This window comes from Vibrio sp. 2-Bac 85 (assembly GCF_037546705.1).
GTDB lineage: Bacteria > Pseudomonadota > Gammaproteobacteria > Enterobacterales > Psychromonadaceae > Psychromonas.
This window is the reverse complement of the sequence record NZ_JALAAB010000010.1, coordinates 73,304-88,772: the sequence shown is the minus strand read 5'-3', so window position 1 is coordinate 88,772 and position 15,469 is coordinate 73,304. Positions and strand designations below refer to the sequence as shown.

The following is a 15,469-nucleotide window of genomic DNA, read 5'->3' as shown; positions in this document are numbered from 1 at the left end:
AATATTTAAATGTGCATTTAATCATTGAGGCTACTATTTAGTAGCCTTTTTTATGGTCGTCTATTTTTATAGTTTTTTATTTTTGCCTACCTACTTTTAAACCTATCTATTTTTATATCGCTGTATTCCTCTTTATAAACTGAAACCACTGTTAAATAGAGTTTGCTGCTTTAGTGCCTTAAAGCGTCACATGATTGTCATGCTGGGGCTATACCATGCTTGGTAAGCAAAGCGCTAGGGGAAGTGCAAATGTCAGTCAATAATAAAACGTCATTCAAATTGAATGTGGACTTTAAAAATAAACTGATCAAACTCAAGGCAACCTTGAGTCGAGTCTTTGATATTCAGTTACCGATTGATAAATTAGTACATGATTCTGTGTATAGGCTAAATGTTTTTGATGAATTACTGAGCCTAGGTAATGAGCAAGTTACGGCACAAGTAAAATCATTGCAGCAAACTGCTGTGTATATTGAGCCAGCAACTGGGAATGTGAGTAAGCAAGAAACAACAGTTAAACTCAATAACCAGCGTATTAAACACGCTAATACGATAAGAGAGCATACACTTAATAAATCTTCTTTCGTTATTTTACTGTTGGCGAGTATCATATTTATCTTTATCGTTTTATTACAGACAAATATACTGCAAGTAACTGTTTCGGCAGAGCCTAATGCAATTCAACATTATTCCCCAAATATTTCAGATAGCTTATTAGCTGAAGCATCGCCTGTTGTTAAGTTAGCGAAAACTATTCAATTACCCGTTGATAATGCGATGTTGACTATGCGTTTACATGGCTCAAATACCATAGGGGAGCACCTTGCACCTGCTTTATTAACTGCCTATTTAAAAACAATGGGGGTCTCTGAAATGCGTTGGTTAAAGGGGCATTCAGCGGTGGAACGTCAATTACAATATACTCATAACAACCAAGCCTATGAGATTGAACTGCAAGCTCACGGGTCATCTACTGCATTTACAGACTTAGCAAATGGGGTTGCCGATTTGGCCATTTCATCGCGAAAAATTAAAGACAGCGAAGTGGCCTTATTAAAGGCGCAGTATGGCAACCTTGGTTTAGCTGGTAGCGAAGTGATCATCAGTCTAGATGGCGTTGCTATCATTATAAATAAGAACAACCCACTTAACTCTCTCACATTATTACAGTTAGCAAAAATTTTTTCAGGTGAAATTAATAACTGGAAGCAGTTAGGCGGCGAGGACTTAAGTATTAATGTTTATGCGCGAGATACAAATTCAGGTACCTGGGATAGTTTTAAAAGTTTAGTCTTTAGTGACGGGGATCATACCTTATCGACAAATGCGAGTCGTTATCAATCTAGTAGTAAACTGTCTGACTTAATTGCAAAGGATAAGGCCGGTATTGGTTTTATAGGATTACCCTATATTAATAACAGTAAGGCAATCTCGATAGCGGCATCTGTAACTTCCCCGCCTATTTATCCAACACAATTTACGGTGAGTACAGAGGATTATCCTTTAAGCAGACGTTTGTATCTGTATGTTCCTGCTTCTAGCAGTGAATTTATTAAACGTTTTACACATTTTGTGACTTCGGCAGCGGGGCAAAAAATTGTAGAGCAGGTAGGCCTCGTTTCTCAAAATATTCAATTACAAGGTATTTACCCTAATAAACAAGCGCCACAAATTTATAATGATTATGGTGAGATAGCGCAGCGCCTTTCCCTGAATTTTCGCTTTCAACAGGGTAGTAATCAATTAGATAGCAAAGGTAAAGAGGATTTATTGAGGGTCGTTGAATACATACGACAGCATGCTGGCCTTAGGGTGGTTTTGATGGGTTTTTCCGATCCCTCAGAAGAGCAAAATAAGCAATATCAGTTATCGTTAAAGCGTGCCCAAATAGTAGAGCGAGAGTTACAAGCTCGAGGCTTAAATATTACTGCGGTGGAAGGGTTTGGTTCACAATTGCCTATCGCTTCAACAAAAACGGTCATCGGTCGCAGTAAAAATAGGCGCGTCGAGGTATGGGTTTTTTAAGTTAATTTTTATAAAAGGTATGCGATGAGTATTTTATTAAAAAAATCACAATATTTGATGACATTATTCAGTGATTTAAGTTATCAAGATAATGTAATCATTAATAAAAATATTAACGACACTGTTTATCTTTTAAAAGTTGCTTCTACAAAAACTCGACAATTAATGGCGGAGCAAAATGTGCCCATAGAGGATCTATTAGCAGATAAGTGTTTACCATTAACACGTTTCTATTTGTCAGATGAGCAAACTCAAATTGCTTACTTTTTAAATAGTGAGCGTTTAGCTTTATTTTTTAGCGCATTACCTATGGCAGAAGCAACTATCTTTCAACAATATGTAATACGCGCAAAAAATTCCTTAATTTTACCTGAACGGCAGCTACAGCAATCTTCTGGAGTAGGGGATGTTACGTCTTTTTCACTAACTTCCGATGAATATGATGAAGGTTATCAACAATTAACTTATCTACAGTCTTTACAAAATTTAATAAAGGTGGTGAATGTTGAAACTGAAGTTGGTTATAAGGGGTTGTTTTACTCTTTACAGAGTTTGAAAAATTCTAGTGAAGAAGTTGATACAAGGCTTCTTGTGTATTCTGAATATCAAGAGAACTTATTATTTTACTGTGAGTTGTCGCCATTATGGCAATTAAAAGCACAACAGTTATTTGCAGAGCAAGCGGTTATCTGACGATTCAGTCATATTAATTTTATTGATTCTGAGAACAATAAAAAGCCCGTTGCGTAGTGCACACAACGGGCTTTATTGTTAATACTATCGAGTCATTAAAGCGTTTTTATTCGGCTTCTTTTTTAGTGTCGACCTTTTTCTTTTTATCTTCATTAGGCAGGTATTTATAAATATATAAACCGCTTAATAATGTAAAGACTAAAGTCGCCCCTAACAATCCAAATACTTTAAAGTTAACCCAAACTTCTTGCTCTAGGCTAAATGCAACATAGATATTAAGTAACCCTAATGCTAAGAAAAAGACTGCCCAAGCGATGTTTAATGTTGACCATACTTTTTCCGGTAAAGTAATTTCTTTACCCAGCATCTGTTTAAGAATTGGTTTTTTAAAGATAAATTGGCTAGCTAATAATGCAATGGTAAATAACACATACACCACGGTGACTTTCCATTTAATGAATACATCATCATGCAAAATTAGCGTTAATGTTCCAAACACCAACACCATTAAGAAAGTGATGATATGCATTTTTTCAGCTTTGCCGTGCTTAAAGTAATTGTAAGCTAACAATAAGCCCGTTGTTACAATTAATGATCCCGTTGCGGCATAAATGTCGACCATTTTATACACGGCAAAAAAGATAATTAAAGGAATAAACTCAAAAAATTGTTTCATGACACTCTCTTCTTTAAAAAATTAAATAATGATAGTCCGTTATTTGAAGGTTGCTGCCTTCATTGCACTAATAAATTCAAACATTTCTGTTTTCATTGTAGCGGGATCATCAAGGTTACGTTGGATTATTTTCACCACCGCTGAGCCAGAAATTGCACCTGCCGCTCCTGATTTAATCGCGTTAGCGACCTGTTCAGGTTGTGAAATACCAAACCCTAACAATGATGGTGGTGCATTATACTGGCCTAATGTTTCAAGCATATGTTCAACGGGCATGCCTGCTTTTGCATCCGCACCTGTTACACCGGCACGACTTAATAGGTAAGTGTAACCTTGGCCATATTCTGCTACTTGTTGTAACGTTGCTTTATCACCATTAGGTGGGGCAATAAATATTTGCTGTAAACCAAATTTCTCTGCTGCCGCACGGTATGGGGCACTTTCATGTAATGGCACGTCTGCAATTAAGATCGAATCTACACCGGCTTCTTTGCAGCGCTGATAGAAATTCTCTATGCCATTGCAATAAACTAAGTTCACATACAGTAATAGACCAATAGGTATTTGTGGATGTTGAGTACGGATCTCTTTAATTATTTCAAAACAAACCTGTGGTGTGGTGCCTGCCTCTAACGCTCGAATTGAAGCATCTTGAATGACGATACCATCAGCAACGGGATCTGAAAATGGAATGCCTAATTCTAGTGCATCTGCGCCAGCTTCTATTAGTGTATTAATAATACTTAATGATTGCTCACGGTTTGGATCACCGACAGTGACGAAGGGAACAAATGCACCTTGATTTGCATCTGCTAGGCGATCAAATAATTGTGCGTATCTTTGCGTCATTAAATCGTGCGTCATTAGATCATCCCTCTTTTTTCAAAAATATCGGCAACGGTAAAGATATCTTTATCACCACGGCCTGACAAGTTAACAATAATGATTTGCTCTTTATCATCGTGTTCAATAATTTTTAATGCATGTGCTAGTGCGTGAGCAGATTCTAATGCGGGGATGATACCTTCCTGTTCTGCTAATGCTTTAAACGCCATTAGTGCTTCATCATCGGTTGCATTCACATACTGTGCTCGACCTGTTTTGGCCAAATGTGCATGTTGTGGTCCTACAGATGGGAAATCTAATCCGGCTGATATAGAGTAAGACTCTTCAATTTGTCCATTATCATCCTGCATCATTAACGACTTCATGCCAAAGAATATGCCCTTAGTACCACAGGCAATAGGACAACCATGTTCACCGGTCTCGATACCATGTCCGCCTGGCTCAACACCAATTAACTCGACGTTCTGATCGTCAATAAAGTCAGCAAAAATACCAATGGCATTCGAGCCTCCACCCACACAAGCGATGACTTTATTCGGTAGAATACCTTCTTTACGTAAACATTGTTGTTTCGCTTCTTCGCCAATTATTTTTTGGTACTCACGTACAATTGTTGGGAATGGATGCGGTCCAGCAGCTGTACCTAGTAAATAATGTGAATTTTCATAGCTGCCTGCCCAGTCTCGTAATGCTTCGTTACAGGCATCTTTTAAAGTAGCCGAGCCGGAAGTCACCGGAATCACTTCTGCCCCCATTAAACGCATTCTAAATACGTTAGGTTTTTGTCGCTCACAGTCCACTTGTCCCATGTAAACACGGCATTTAAGGCCTAATAATGCACAGGCTAGCGCTGTCGCAACTCCGTGTTGTCCCGCGCCGGTTTCGGCGATGATCTCAGTTTTACCCATGCGTTTTGCTAATAATGCTTGACCTAATACCTGATTCGTTTTGTGTGCACCACCGTGTAATAAATCTTCACGTTTTAAGTATAATTTAGTTTTTTTACCTTTGGTTAAATTACGGCATAAAGTTAATGGGGTCGGGCGTCCTGCATATTCAGTCAATAACTCTTCTAATTCTGCTTTAAATCCATCATCTTGTTGTGCTTTTAAAAATTCAGTTTCAAGCTGTTTTAATGCAGGAACCAATATTTGTGGTACATACATACCACCAAAATCACCAAAATAAGCGTCTAACGTTTTCATTTTTTTTACCTTCTAAAGCGTTTATCGTTGCATGTAACGACGAATTGCAGCAAAGCTACGATTTAATTTGTCAGCGTCTTTTTTACCAGGTTCAGATTCAACACCTGAATTAAAATCTAATCCTGCACAACCTATTAAAGCAGCTTGTTGTGCATTGTCTGGATTAAGCCCACCGGCTAATATCAGCTTGCTTTTATTTATCTTGTTTTGTTCGCTATCATCATTGGTTAATAGAGACCAATCAAAAGCTTGTCCTGTACCACCACTTTGTTCACCAACACGTGTATCGACTATGTGTTTGCTAACATTATATTTTTCAAATGCCGGCAAGCTATCACTAACACCATGTGCTTTCCATACTTCACAGCTTTTTGGCAGCGCCGCTAATAATGCTTTAACATATTTAGGTGTTTCATCACCGTGTAATTGCACTGCGCTCAAACCTAAACTTTTTGCTGTGTAAGCAACTAGTTCGATCTCTTCATCTTGGAATACACCTACAAACTTTAAAGGGGCACCTAGCATCACTAAACGAGCTTGTTCAAGAGCGACGAAGCGTGGTGATTGCTCAACAAAAATTAAACCACCATAAACTGCACCAGCTTTATGTGCATCAGCTGCATCTCTGGCATGTGTTAAACCACAGACTTTATTCTCACCTAGGATCAGTTCTCTACACGCACGGTCAATATTGTTTTTTGACATGATTGAACTGCCAACTAAAAAACCATTCGCGAATTGGCTTAATTCTTTTACTTGCTGGTGGTTATAAATACCTGACTCAGAAATAACGATCCTGTCTTTTGGTATTTTAACGGCGAGTTCTTTAGTACGGTTTAAGTCAATAGTAAGATCACGTAAGTCTCTATTATTAATGCCAATTACTTTTGCATTTAAGGCTATTGCACGAACCAATTCCTGCTCATTACTCACTTCGGTTAATACGCCCATATTTAAGCTATGTGCGGTATCACGGTATGCTTGGTAAGCGTCATCATCCAACACCGAGAGCATTAATAAAATAGCATCGGCTTTGTAATAACGAGCCAGATAAATTTGATATGGGTCGACAATGAAGTCTTTACAGATAACTGGTTGTGTTACTTGCTCACGTACTTTGTTGATATATTCTAAATCACCTTGGAAGTACTTCTCTTCAGTGAGCACAGAAATAGCTGATGCATAGTTTTTGTAAACATTAGCAATTAAATCTAAATCAAAATCTTCACGGATCAAACCCTTTGATGGTGAAGCCTTTTTACATTCTAGAATAAATACACTGTGCTCTTGATCTAATGCTTGATAAAAGTGACGGTCACTTTCCACCAAATCATCTTTAAAGGTAATTAAAGGCTGTTTCACTTTACGTGCGGCAACTGATATTAATTTGTCATCAACAATTTTACCTAAAATAGTATCTTGTAAACTTTGGTCGTTAAGCATTGCTTTGCTCCGCAAGTTGTTTGAGTAATGAAAGGGGTAAACCTGATTGCATGCTAGCTAATGCTATTTGCGTTCCTTGTTTAAAGTTATCTGCTTTGCCATTTAAGACTAACAGGGCTGAGACATTAATCGCCACAGCGACTTGTTGTGCCTCGGTGCCTTTACCCTGTAAGATCTTTTCAATAATGACTTTATTCTCTTCGGGTGTGCCACCAAAAATACTTTCGACAGGATAAGATTCAACACCAAAATCCTGCGGTGTTAATGTGTATTCTTTTATTTCACCGTTATGCAACTCGGCAACCTGTGTGCTGCCATGCAAGGCAACTTCATCTAAGCCACTGCCATACACAACCATCACTCGCTTCATGCCCAATTGTTGATGCACTTTAGCAATCGGCAATAATAGCTCTGGCGCATAAACGCCCATTAATTCAAAATCAGGGCGAGCTGGGTTAACTAAGGGACCTAATACATTAAATATCGAACGTGTTTTTAAAGCGGCTCTCACTGGTCCCGCAAAACGCATACCTGCGTGGTAACTAGGTGCAAAAATAAAGCAAACGTTTAAATCATCCAAGCATTGGCGTGCTGTTTGTGGTGACATTTCTAGGTTAATACCAAACGCAGCTAATAGATCTGATGAACCTGATTTGCTAGAAACGCTACGACTACCATGCTTACATACTTTCACTCCGCAGGCGGCAGCAACAAAAGCACTGGCAGTCGATATATTGATGGTGCCTAAACCATCACCGCCGGTCCCGACGATATCGGTAAATGGATAATCAGGACGAGGAAATGCTTTAGCCTGCGCTAATAACGCTTTCGCAGCGCCGGTAATTTCAGTCGGTGTTTCACCTTTAATTTTTAACGCGGTGATCACTGACGATAATACGATAGGGTCAATCTGCCCTAATACAACTTGTTCAAAAAAGGTTTGGCTTTGTTGCTCAGTCAGTGACTGCCCTTGATAAAGTTGTTCTAAAATCGGGTGTACATCATATTGGCTCATTTAATTTTTCTCCGATTCAGTCAGTAAGTTAAGACTGTTTTCTAAAAGCTGTGCACCTTCACAGGTTAAAATAGATTCAGGGTGAAATTGAAAACCGATCACCTTATCTTGTTGGTGGTAAATAGACATACACATGCCATTATAATCTGCCACGGTTTGTAAAGTATCAGGCACGGTTGTACCTACTAGTGAATGGTAACGAGCAACGGATAGAGGCTGAGACAAACCTTGAAACATTTTATCTCCACAGTGCTGAATGAGAGACGACTTACCATGTTGTATTTCATCCGCTTGTCCAACGACACCGCCGTATTGCTCTATTAATGCTTGATGGCCTAAACATATGCCTAAAATAGGTACTTGACCTTTACATAATGTGATTAAATCTATCATACATCCCGCTGCACTTGGTGTCCCAGGACCTGGTGATAATACTAAGACTACTTCACCTACGCAGGCATCAATATGCGCTTTAATGTTCTCGGCACTTTGATTATTGCGATAAATTTTAACCGGATAACCTGCTGCTTTGAACTGATCCACTAAGTTATAAGTAAATGAGTCAAAGTTATCAAGAAAAAATAAGGTTGCTTTAGTTGTGTTTTGATTGCTTTGAATAGTCATGGCCTTATTCTCCTTGCTTGTTGGCATTTTTGGAATTGTTTGTCGCGGAGGTTACCGCCGCGAGTGTTGTTCCGTGTGCGAGCGCTATCGCATTTAATACTGCCGCCGCTTTACTACGTGTTTCATCGGCTTCTAATTGCGGCACTGAATCATAAACAACACCGGCACCTGCTTGTGCTTGTGCAATACCATCTTTTACAAATGCTGAACGGATCACGATACAACTATCCATATCACCATTACCATTAATATAACCAACTGCACCGCCATAACTTCCTCGGCGTTTTTTCTCTACTTTTCGAACTAGATTGGAAGCGCTAATTTTTGGTGCGCCTACTAGGGTGCCCATATTCATGCAAGCTTGGTAGGCATGTAAAGCATCTAAATCTTTTCGTAACTTTCCTACAACGCGTGACACTAAATGCATCACATGGCTGTAACGATCTACCTGTAAGAGTTCAGCTACATGGCGAGTACCTGGTTCACTAATACGTGCAACATCATTACGCGCTAAGTCGACCAACATTAAATGCTCAGAGGTTTCTTTTTTATCTAAGCGAAGCTCTAATTCTAAGCGGCTATCTAGGTCTTTATTGATACTACCATCTGGGTTGAATCCGCGACGGCGAGTACCTGCAATAGGATAAATTTCGACATCTTTAGAACTCTGAGTGAACTTAATAGCGCTCTCTGGTGAAGCGCCGAACAGAATAAAATCACTGTCTTTTAGATAAAACATATACGGGCTTGGATTAGTTTCTTTTAACTTTTGATACGCTGAAATAGGATCTGGGCAAGGCAGTGAGAAGCTACGAGAGGGCACTACCTGAAAAATATCCCCTTTGACGATGTTGGTTTTTAATTGTTCAACAATTTCGCAATATTGGGCATCGGAAACATCAACACTAACTTTTGCATCAATGGTTATTTGTTGATTGATTGGCGCAATGAAGTTATCGCAAAAACCTTGTAATTGAGCAATACGTTTGTTTATTCGTAACTTACTTTCGTCTGAATATAAGCCACCAAAAATACTGCCTAAAATCTCACCTTGTTTGCTTTGATGATCGTGGATCATTAATGTTTCGGCTACATAGAATACATAGTCTGGAGTCGTGTTTTCGCTGTCTTCAACTTCTAATAACTGTTCAAAGGTTGCAATAAAATCATAAGCAAAAACGCCACCTAAAAATAATGCCTCAGAATGCGAAGAGTGTTTTTTAATGCGGTCAACTAAACAGCGAATTGCATCCATTGGTGAGGCAGATTTTAAACGTTGATCTTCATCGCCACTGGTATCTGATTGAGGAAAAGTGAGTTGCAATCGGCTAGGGCTTTGTGCGCTGATCAATTGTGTTGAAAATTTAGGCGTGATGAAAGTAAGTAAATCTTTGCCGTTGTCAGTTAGTGTATCAAGTGTCACGACTAAACCTTGGCAGGTGATCTTCAAACAGGCATCAACAAGTATCAGACTTTTCAAGTGCGCTTTACTTTCTATTTCAGCAGAGTCGAACAATAAATGGTTATCGCTATTCGCGCTGATTTGTTGAAATAATCCTAATGAATCTTGAATGTAGCTGCAGGGTGCTTCAATGGTTTTTAATACGCCGATCGGGTGTTGAGTATTCATGTTTAAATCCTTAATAATTAGTGAGCAAATGTTGAAATAGTTATTATTTGATTTGCCATCGCCAATTAAGGACTGTGTTTAAGATTATCATTGAATTTACCTGTTTTACTTTTGTTGGTTCCAAATATGAAAAAAGCCCGCAATATGCGAGCTTTAGAATTGGTTTTGTTGGGAAAATTTAATATACAAAAACCTCATTGCTCGCTTATGAGAATGAGTGCCACCAAGAATCTTTAAGAGTAATTGTAGAAAAAATCATATATTATGCGTCCCGTAATAATTAGAAGCTATTTTTTTGCATTCTGCTTTTAATGTCAAGGTGTTTTTAGGATATTCATGTTAATTGATCTTCACTCTCATACGAAAGCCTCAGATGGACAGCTCACGCCTAGTGAATTAGTGCAACGTGCTGAAAACAGGCAAGTTCACTTTTTAGCCATTACTGATCACGATACAGTAGATGGATTGGTTGAAGCAAGCCAATACATTAAAGATAATAATTTAAAGTTGCAATTGATTAATGGTATTGAAGTGACAACTAATTGGTTGAATCATGAAATACACGTCGTAGGTGTCAATATTGACCCGGAACACCCTGAATTAATTAAATTAATTGAAATACAAAAAGAAAAGCGCGAACAGCGTGCCATGGAAATGGGCCGTCGTTTAGCGAAAGCGAATATAGACAATGTATATGAAGGGGCAAAAGCCTTGGCCGGTGATGGTGCTATCACGCGCGCGCATTTTGCTCGTTATTTAGTCGAGATAGGCGTGGCGCCTACTTTCCCTAAAGTTTTCGATAAATATTTGAGCCGCGGAAATACCGGTTATGTACCCCATGATTGGGTGGATTTAGCGAATGCAATTGAGGTCATTCAATCAGCAGGAGGACAAGCAATACTTGCCCATCCTGATGCTTATAGCTTATCGAATAAATGGTTAAGAAAACTATTGATTACATTTAAAGCGGCTGGTGGTGATGCAATGGAAGTGGCTATCGGGCAGCAATCACCACAAATGCGCTTGCAATTAGGGTTGTGGAGCAAAGAATACGATTTATTAGCTTCTCAAGGCAGTGACTTTCACTTTGTTGGACGTTGGCGTGATTTAGGAAAAAGTTTATTTTTACCTGAAATTTGTCAGCCAGTTTGGCATAATTGGACTGTTTGTCAGAGTACCGAATAAAAGGCGTTTTTTGTGCCATTTTTAGCGTAATATTATCAATATTGAGATACAAGAGTAGTAGAGACTTATGAGTCAGTTTTTTTATGTACATCCTGAAAATCCCCAAAAACGATTGATGAAACAGGCTGCTGAAATAATAGAGCAAGGTGGGGTGGTTATTTATCCTACCGACTCTGGTTATGCATTAGGTTGTGGCATTGATAATAAACGCGCTCTAGAGCGTATTTGTCATATTAGAAAAATAGATAAAAAGCATAATTTCACCCTGGTATGTAAAGATTTAGCTGAGATTGCTATTTATGCGCGTGTTGATAATGCGGCTTATCGTATGCTGAAAAGTAATACACCGGGTCCTTACACGTTTATTTTTAAATCCACCAAGGATTTACCAAAGCGTTTAATGAATCCTGCTAAGCGTACTATTGGTATTCGCATTCCAGATAATGCCATTGCCTTAGCGTTATTGGAGGAATTAAGTACTCCATTGATGACCACCAGTCTGATTTTACCCGGTAAAACCAGTACTGAGTTTGATCCCGAAGATATTCGCGATCATTTAGAGCAACAGGTCGATCTGATTATTAATGGCGGTTACTTAGGTGAATCACCCACTACTGTGATTGATTTGTCCGACGATGAAGTTACTATTGTCAGAGAAGGTGCTGGAGATTTAACACCGTTTATTTAAAGCTGTGTATCTCGGCCTGTTTGTTCAATAAAAAGCAAGTTGTGAGTGCGTTAATATGGATAATGAATATTAATGTTTTTACAATGAAAATGTAAAGAAAACCCGCTGGCAGTGTGTTGCTGTTGGCTTTTAATGAAGATATTAATGGTTAGTGATTGAAGCTCAATAGAAGTGCAAATAGCTAACATTATTTATTGGCATAATGTGAATTACCCAAAGGAAAAGAATATGAGTGAAAAATTACAGAAAGTATTAGCCCGTGCAGGATTAGGCTCTCGCCGTAAAATGGAAGCAGTTATCTCTGAAGGACGTGTAAGTCTTGATGGTAAAATTGTTGAATTAGGCGAACGTGTGACACAGGATCAAGTTATCCGTGTTGATGGGCATGTTGTTAAATACCAAGCTGCAGAAAGTGTTGTTTGTCGAATTCTGGTTTATAACAAACCCGAAGGTGAAGTTTGTACGCGTAGTGATGAAGAAGGCCGTAAAACTGTTTTTGACCGTCTACCACAGATGAAAGGCGCTCGTTGGATTTCGATCGGACGTTTGGATATTAACACGTCAGGTTTATTACTGTTTACCACTGATGGTGAATTTGCTAACAAAATGATGCATCCGAGCCAACAAATTGAACGTGAATATGCAGTACGCGTATTTGGTGATGTAACGGAAGCAATTTTAAACCGCTTACGTACCGGTGTTCAACTTGAAGATGGTGAAGCAAAATTCTTAGATATTAAAGAACATGGCGGTGAAGGCATTAACCGTTGGTTCCACGTTGTATTAACCGAAGGCCGTACGCGCGAAGTTCGTCGTTTATGGGAAAGCCAAGGTTTGCAAGTTAGCCGTTTGATGCGTGTTCGTTACGGTAATATTATGCTAAACAATCAATTACCGCAGGGTGGTTGGCAGGAGCTTTCACTGAAAGAAGTGAACTACTTACGTAAGTTAGTGAGTATGCCACGCGAAACAGAAACTAAAGTTCGCATTGATACCAATAAAGTATCTAATCCACAAGCAAGAATTCGTCGTGCCGTGAAGAAACATAATCAGCATCGTAAAGCCGGTGAACGTCGTCGAGTGACACGTACAAGAAGCTAATTCATTAATATATAACGCTATTATGGTACGTGTTTTATCTATAAAATGATGATAAAGTAGACTTAGGTCAAGTAAATGTATTCATTAAGTGAGGGATTATGATTAAAAAATGTTTATTTCCAGCAGCTGGTTATGGCACACGCTTTTTACCTGCTACTAAATCAATGCCAAAAGAGATGATGCCACTGGTTAATAAACCTTTAATCGAATTTGGTGTCGATGAAGCAATTGAAGCGGGCATGACCGGCATGGGGATTGTGGTTGGCCGTGGTAAGCACTCTATCTCAGACCATTTTGATCATAATTATGAATTAGAGAAAGAAATTAGTGGTACACCAAAAGAAGAAAAGTTAAAAGATATTCGTAAAATTATGGATACTGCTACTTTTTCTTTTATTCGTCAGCGTCAAATGAAAGGCTTAGGTCATGCAATTTTAGTAGGGCAAGAGCTAATCGGTGATCAACCGTTTGCGGTCGTATTAGCTGATGACTTATGCATCAACCAAGGTGGTGATGGTGTATTAAAGCAAATGGCTGCTTTATATGAGCAGTTCCGTTGTTCTATTGTTGCCGTTGAAGAAGTACCTGAAGATCAAATTCATAAATATGGTGTGATCAAAGGTTCGGTGATCAGAGATGATATTTATCGTGTTGATGACATGGTTGAAAAACCAGCGCCAGGAACAGCTCCAAGTAACCTTGCGATTATCGGACGTTATATTTTAACGCCAGATATCTTTGAAATATTGAAAAATACTAAACCTGGTAAAGGCGGTGAAATTCAAATCACTGACGCTTTATTAGCACAAGCTAAATCTGGTTGTGTATTAGCTTATAAATTTAAAGGTAAACGTTTTGACTGTGGTAGTGTACCGGGCTATATAGAAGCAACAAACTTCGTTTATGAAAATTTATACGAAGAGTAAATGTTAACTTCTTAACTTCTTAACTTCATAAGTTATTATTTATAATGCCGTTCATTTACCTGAACGGCATTTTTTTGCTTTATTTAAAATAAAAATTAAAAGCAATTAACCACGAAGACACGAAGGGCGCAGAAGGTTAGATCAAAAAACTAATGGAAAAGATAAGAAATTAATTTTAGCCAACAAGTTTATAATTCCTCGTTTTTTAATTTTTCTTCGTTTCCTCTGTGCAGTGCAGCGGCTTCGTGGTTGCTTTATGTTTTTAAAACTTAAACCAAAAGCGAAAAGCAATTAACCACTAAGGCACGAAGGTTGAAGAAGGTTAAGTCAAAAAACTAATGGAAAAGATAAGAAATTAATTTTAGTTTACAAGTTTATAATTCCTCGTTTTTAATCTTTTTTCGAGTTCTTGGACGCTGCTTATTATAATCAACGTTTACTTTTTTAAGTATTATGAGTATTTTACTAAATACATTGACGTATAAAGCCTTTATGTTGTTGCAGACTTGCTGTTGCTTGCTCTACATTAGTGTTAGTTAATATCATGACGATCGCTGTTTTGCAGTGATGACCTGACTCGGTTAGCGCCAATTCGGCTGTCTCTCTGCTGCAGTCTGTCGCTTCCATTATTATCTTTTTTTGACGCTCAATTAGTTTGGCATTGGTCGCTTGTACGTCCACCATTAAATTGCCAAATACTTTACCACTTTTAATCATGGCACCTGTGGTGAGCATATTAAGCACCATTTTTTGTGCTGTGCCAGCCTTCATTCTTGAGGAGCCAGTGACTACCTCTGGTCCAACAATGACATCTAAAGCGATATCGGCAATTTCAGCCATTTTACTGCCTTCGTTACAACATAAACTGATCACCTTACAACCTTGTTGTTTAGCATATTGCATAGCACCGATCACATAGGGAGTTCGTCCACTGGCAGCAATACCAACAACAACATCGTTTTCTTTTAAGTCGATGGCTTGTAAATCTTGTTGCCCAGCGTGAAGGTTATCTTCTGCATTTTCAACCGCTTTTAAAATAGCGGGTTTGCCACCTGCGATTAAACCTATCACTTGTTCAGCGGGGCTACCAAAGGTTGGCGGGCATTCACTGGCATCTAAAATACCTAAACGGCCAGAAGTGCCTGCTCCGCAATAAAGTAAACGGCCTCCTGCAGCAAAGGCTGATTGAATTGTATCTACTGCTTGTGCAATAGCAGGTAAAATCTTGGCCACTGCAAGTGCAACTTTTTGATCTTCATTATTAATAATGGTGAGCATCTCTAAGCTTGATAAAGTATCAATATTGGCACTGGTTTGATTACGACTTTCGGTAGTAAAGTGTTTTAAAGATAAACTCATAATAAGGATTTCACTATAATTGCTTGTCACATTAGGGGCGTAAGTTGTTATAA

General features: G+C 38.6%; 14 protein-coding genes. 6 read left to right on the top strand and 8 right to left on the bottom strand.

The features are described from left to right. Positions 1–249: 249 nt before the first annotated feature. Both MT390_RS11980 and MT390_RS11975 read left to right on the top strand, forming a co-directional pair. On the top strand, positions 250–2,025 hold the full coding sequence (locus MT390_RS11980; protein WP_499441353.1) for a substrate-binding domain-containing protein: 1,776 nt from the start codon (positions 250–252) through the stop codon (positions 2,023–2,025). Between the two features lie 24 nt (positions 2,026–2,049). Beyond that, the gene (locus MT390_RS11975; protein ID WP_499441352.1) at positions 2,050–2,718 is read left to right on the top strand and encodes a hypothetical protein; all 669 of its coding nucleotides are present in this window, start codon (positions 2,050–2,052) and stop codon (positions 2,716–2,718) included. Between the two features lie 106 nt (positions 2,719–2,824). Here MT390_RS11975 and MT390_RS11970 read toward each other — a convergent pair whose 3' ends face one another. The 7 genes from MT390_RS11970 to MT390_RS11940 are packed head-to-tail and all read right to left on the bottom strand — an operon-like array spanning position 2,825 to position 10,157. Continuing rightward, entirely contained in the window at positions 2,825–3,394 is a 570-nt protein-coding gene (locus MT390_RS11970; protein ID WP_166372761.1) for a septation protein A, read from the bottom strand. A 39-nt stretch (positions 3,395–3,433) separates the two neighbouring features. Continuing rightward, positions 3,434–4,258: a tryptophan synthase subunit alpha gene (gene trpA / locus MT390_RS11965; RefSeq protein ID WP_499441351.1), complete on the bottom strand. Its 825-nt coding sequence runs from the start codon at positions 4,256–4,258 to the stop codon at positions 3,434–3,436. Then, positions 4,258–5,445 carry a tryptophan synthase subunit beta gene (gene trpB / locus MT390_RS11960; RefSeq protein ID WP_499441350.1) on the bottom strand — a complete coding sequence of 396 codons (1,188 nt, stop codon included), beginning with the start codon at positions 5,443–5,445 and terminating at the stop codon, positions 4,258–4,260. Before trpB ends, trpA begins: the two co-directional genes overlap by 1 nt. Before the next feature lie 21 nt (positions 5,446–5,466). Next, positions 5,467–6,888, bottom strand: coding sequence for a bifunctional indole-3-glycerol-phosphate synthase TrpC/phosphoribosylanthranilate isomerase TrpF (gene trpCF / locus MT390_RS11955; protein WP_499441348.1), 1,422 nt, complete (start codon positions 6,886–6,888; stop codon positions 5,467–5,469). Then, positions 6,881–7,903, bottom strand: a complete 1,023-nt coding sequence (gene trpD, locus MT390_RS11950; protein ID WP_499441347.1) for an anthranilate phosphoribosyltransferase — start codon at positions 7,901–7,903, stop codon at positions 6,881–6,883. Before trpD ends, trpCF begins: the two co-directional genes overlap by 8 nt. Then, the gene (locus MT390_RS11945; RefSeq protein ID WP_499441345.1) at positions 7,904–8,527 is read right to left on the bottom strand and encodes an anthranilate synthase component II; all 624 of its coding nucleotides are present in this window, start codon (positions 8,525–8,527) and stop codon (positions 7,904–7,906) included. A 4-nt stretch (positions 8,528–8,531) separates the two neighbouring features. After that, a complete protein-coding gene (locus tag MT390_RS11940) occupies positions 8,532–10,157 on the bottom strand; it encodes an anthranilate synthase component 1 (protein WP_499441344.1) in 1,626 nt (541 codons plus the stop codon). A gap of 336 nt (positions 10,158–10,493) precedes the next feature. Here MT390_RS11940 and rnm point away from each other — a divergent pair, with 336 nt between their 5' ends. The 4 genes from rnm (at position 10,494) to galU (ending at position 14,057) form a co-directional block, all read left to right on the top strand. Further along, positions 10,494–11,342, top strand: a complete 849-nt coding sequence (gene rnm, locus MT390_RS11935; protein WP_166372767.1) for an RNase RNM — start codon at positions 10,494–10,496, stop codon at positions 11,340–11,342. A 67-nt stretch (positions 11,343–11,409) separates the two neighbouring features. After that, positions 11,410–12,030 carry an L-threonylcarbamoyladenylate synthase gene (locus MT390_RS11930; protein WP_166372768.1) on the top strand — a complete coding sequence of 207 codons (621 nt, stop codon included), beginning with the start codon at positions 11,410–11,412 and terminating at the stop codon, positions 12,028–12,030. Positions 12,031–12,258: 228 nt separating this feature from the next. Next, positions 12,259–13,131: a 23S rRNA pseudouridine(2605) synthase RluB gene (gene rluB / locus MT390_RS11925; RefSeq protein WP_299661065.1), complete on the top strand. Its 873-nt coding sequence runs from the start codon at positions 12,259–12,261 to the stop codon at positions 13,129–13,131. A gap of 98 nt (positions 13,132–13,229) precedes the next feature. Beyond that, positions 13,230–14,057: a UTP--glucose-1-phosphate uridylyltransferase GalU gene (gene galU, locus MT390_RS11920; RefSeq protein ID WP_299661063.1), complete on the top strand. Its 828-nt coding sequence runs from the start codon at positions 13,230–13,232 to the stop codon at positions 14,055–14,057. A gap of 465 nt (positions 14,058–14,522) precedes the next feature. On the opposite strand, the gene murQ is transcribed toward galU, so the two are convergent. After that, complete coding sequence (murQ, locus tag MT390_RS11915; RefSeq protein ID WP_499441340.1) at positions 14,523–15,416, bottom strand: N-acetylmuramic acid 6-phosphate etherase; 894 nt, start codon at positions 15,414–15,416, stop codon at positions 14,523–14,525. Between the last annotated feature and the right edge of the window lie 53 nt (positions 15,417–15,469).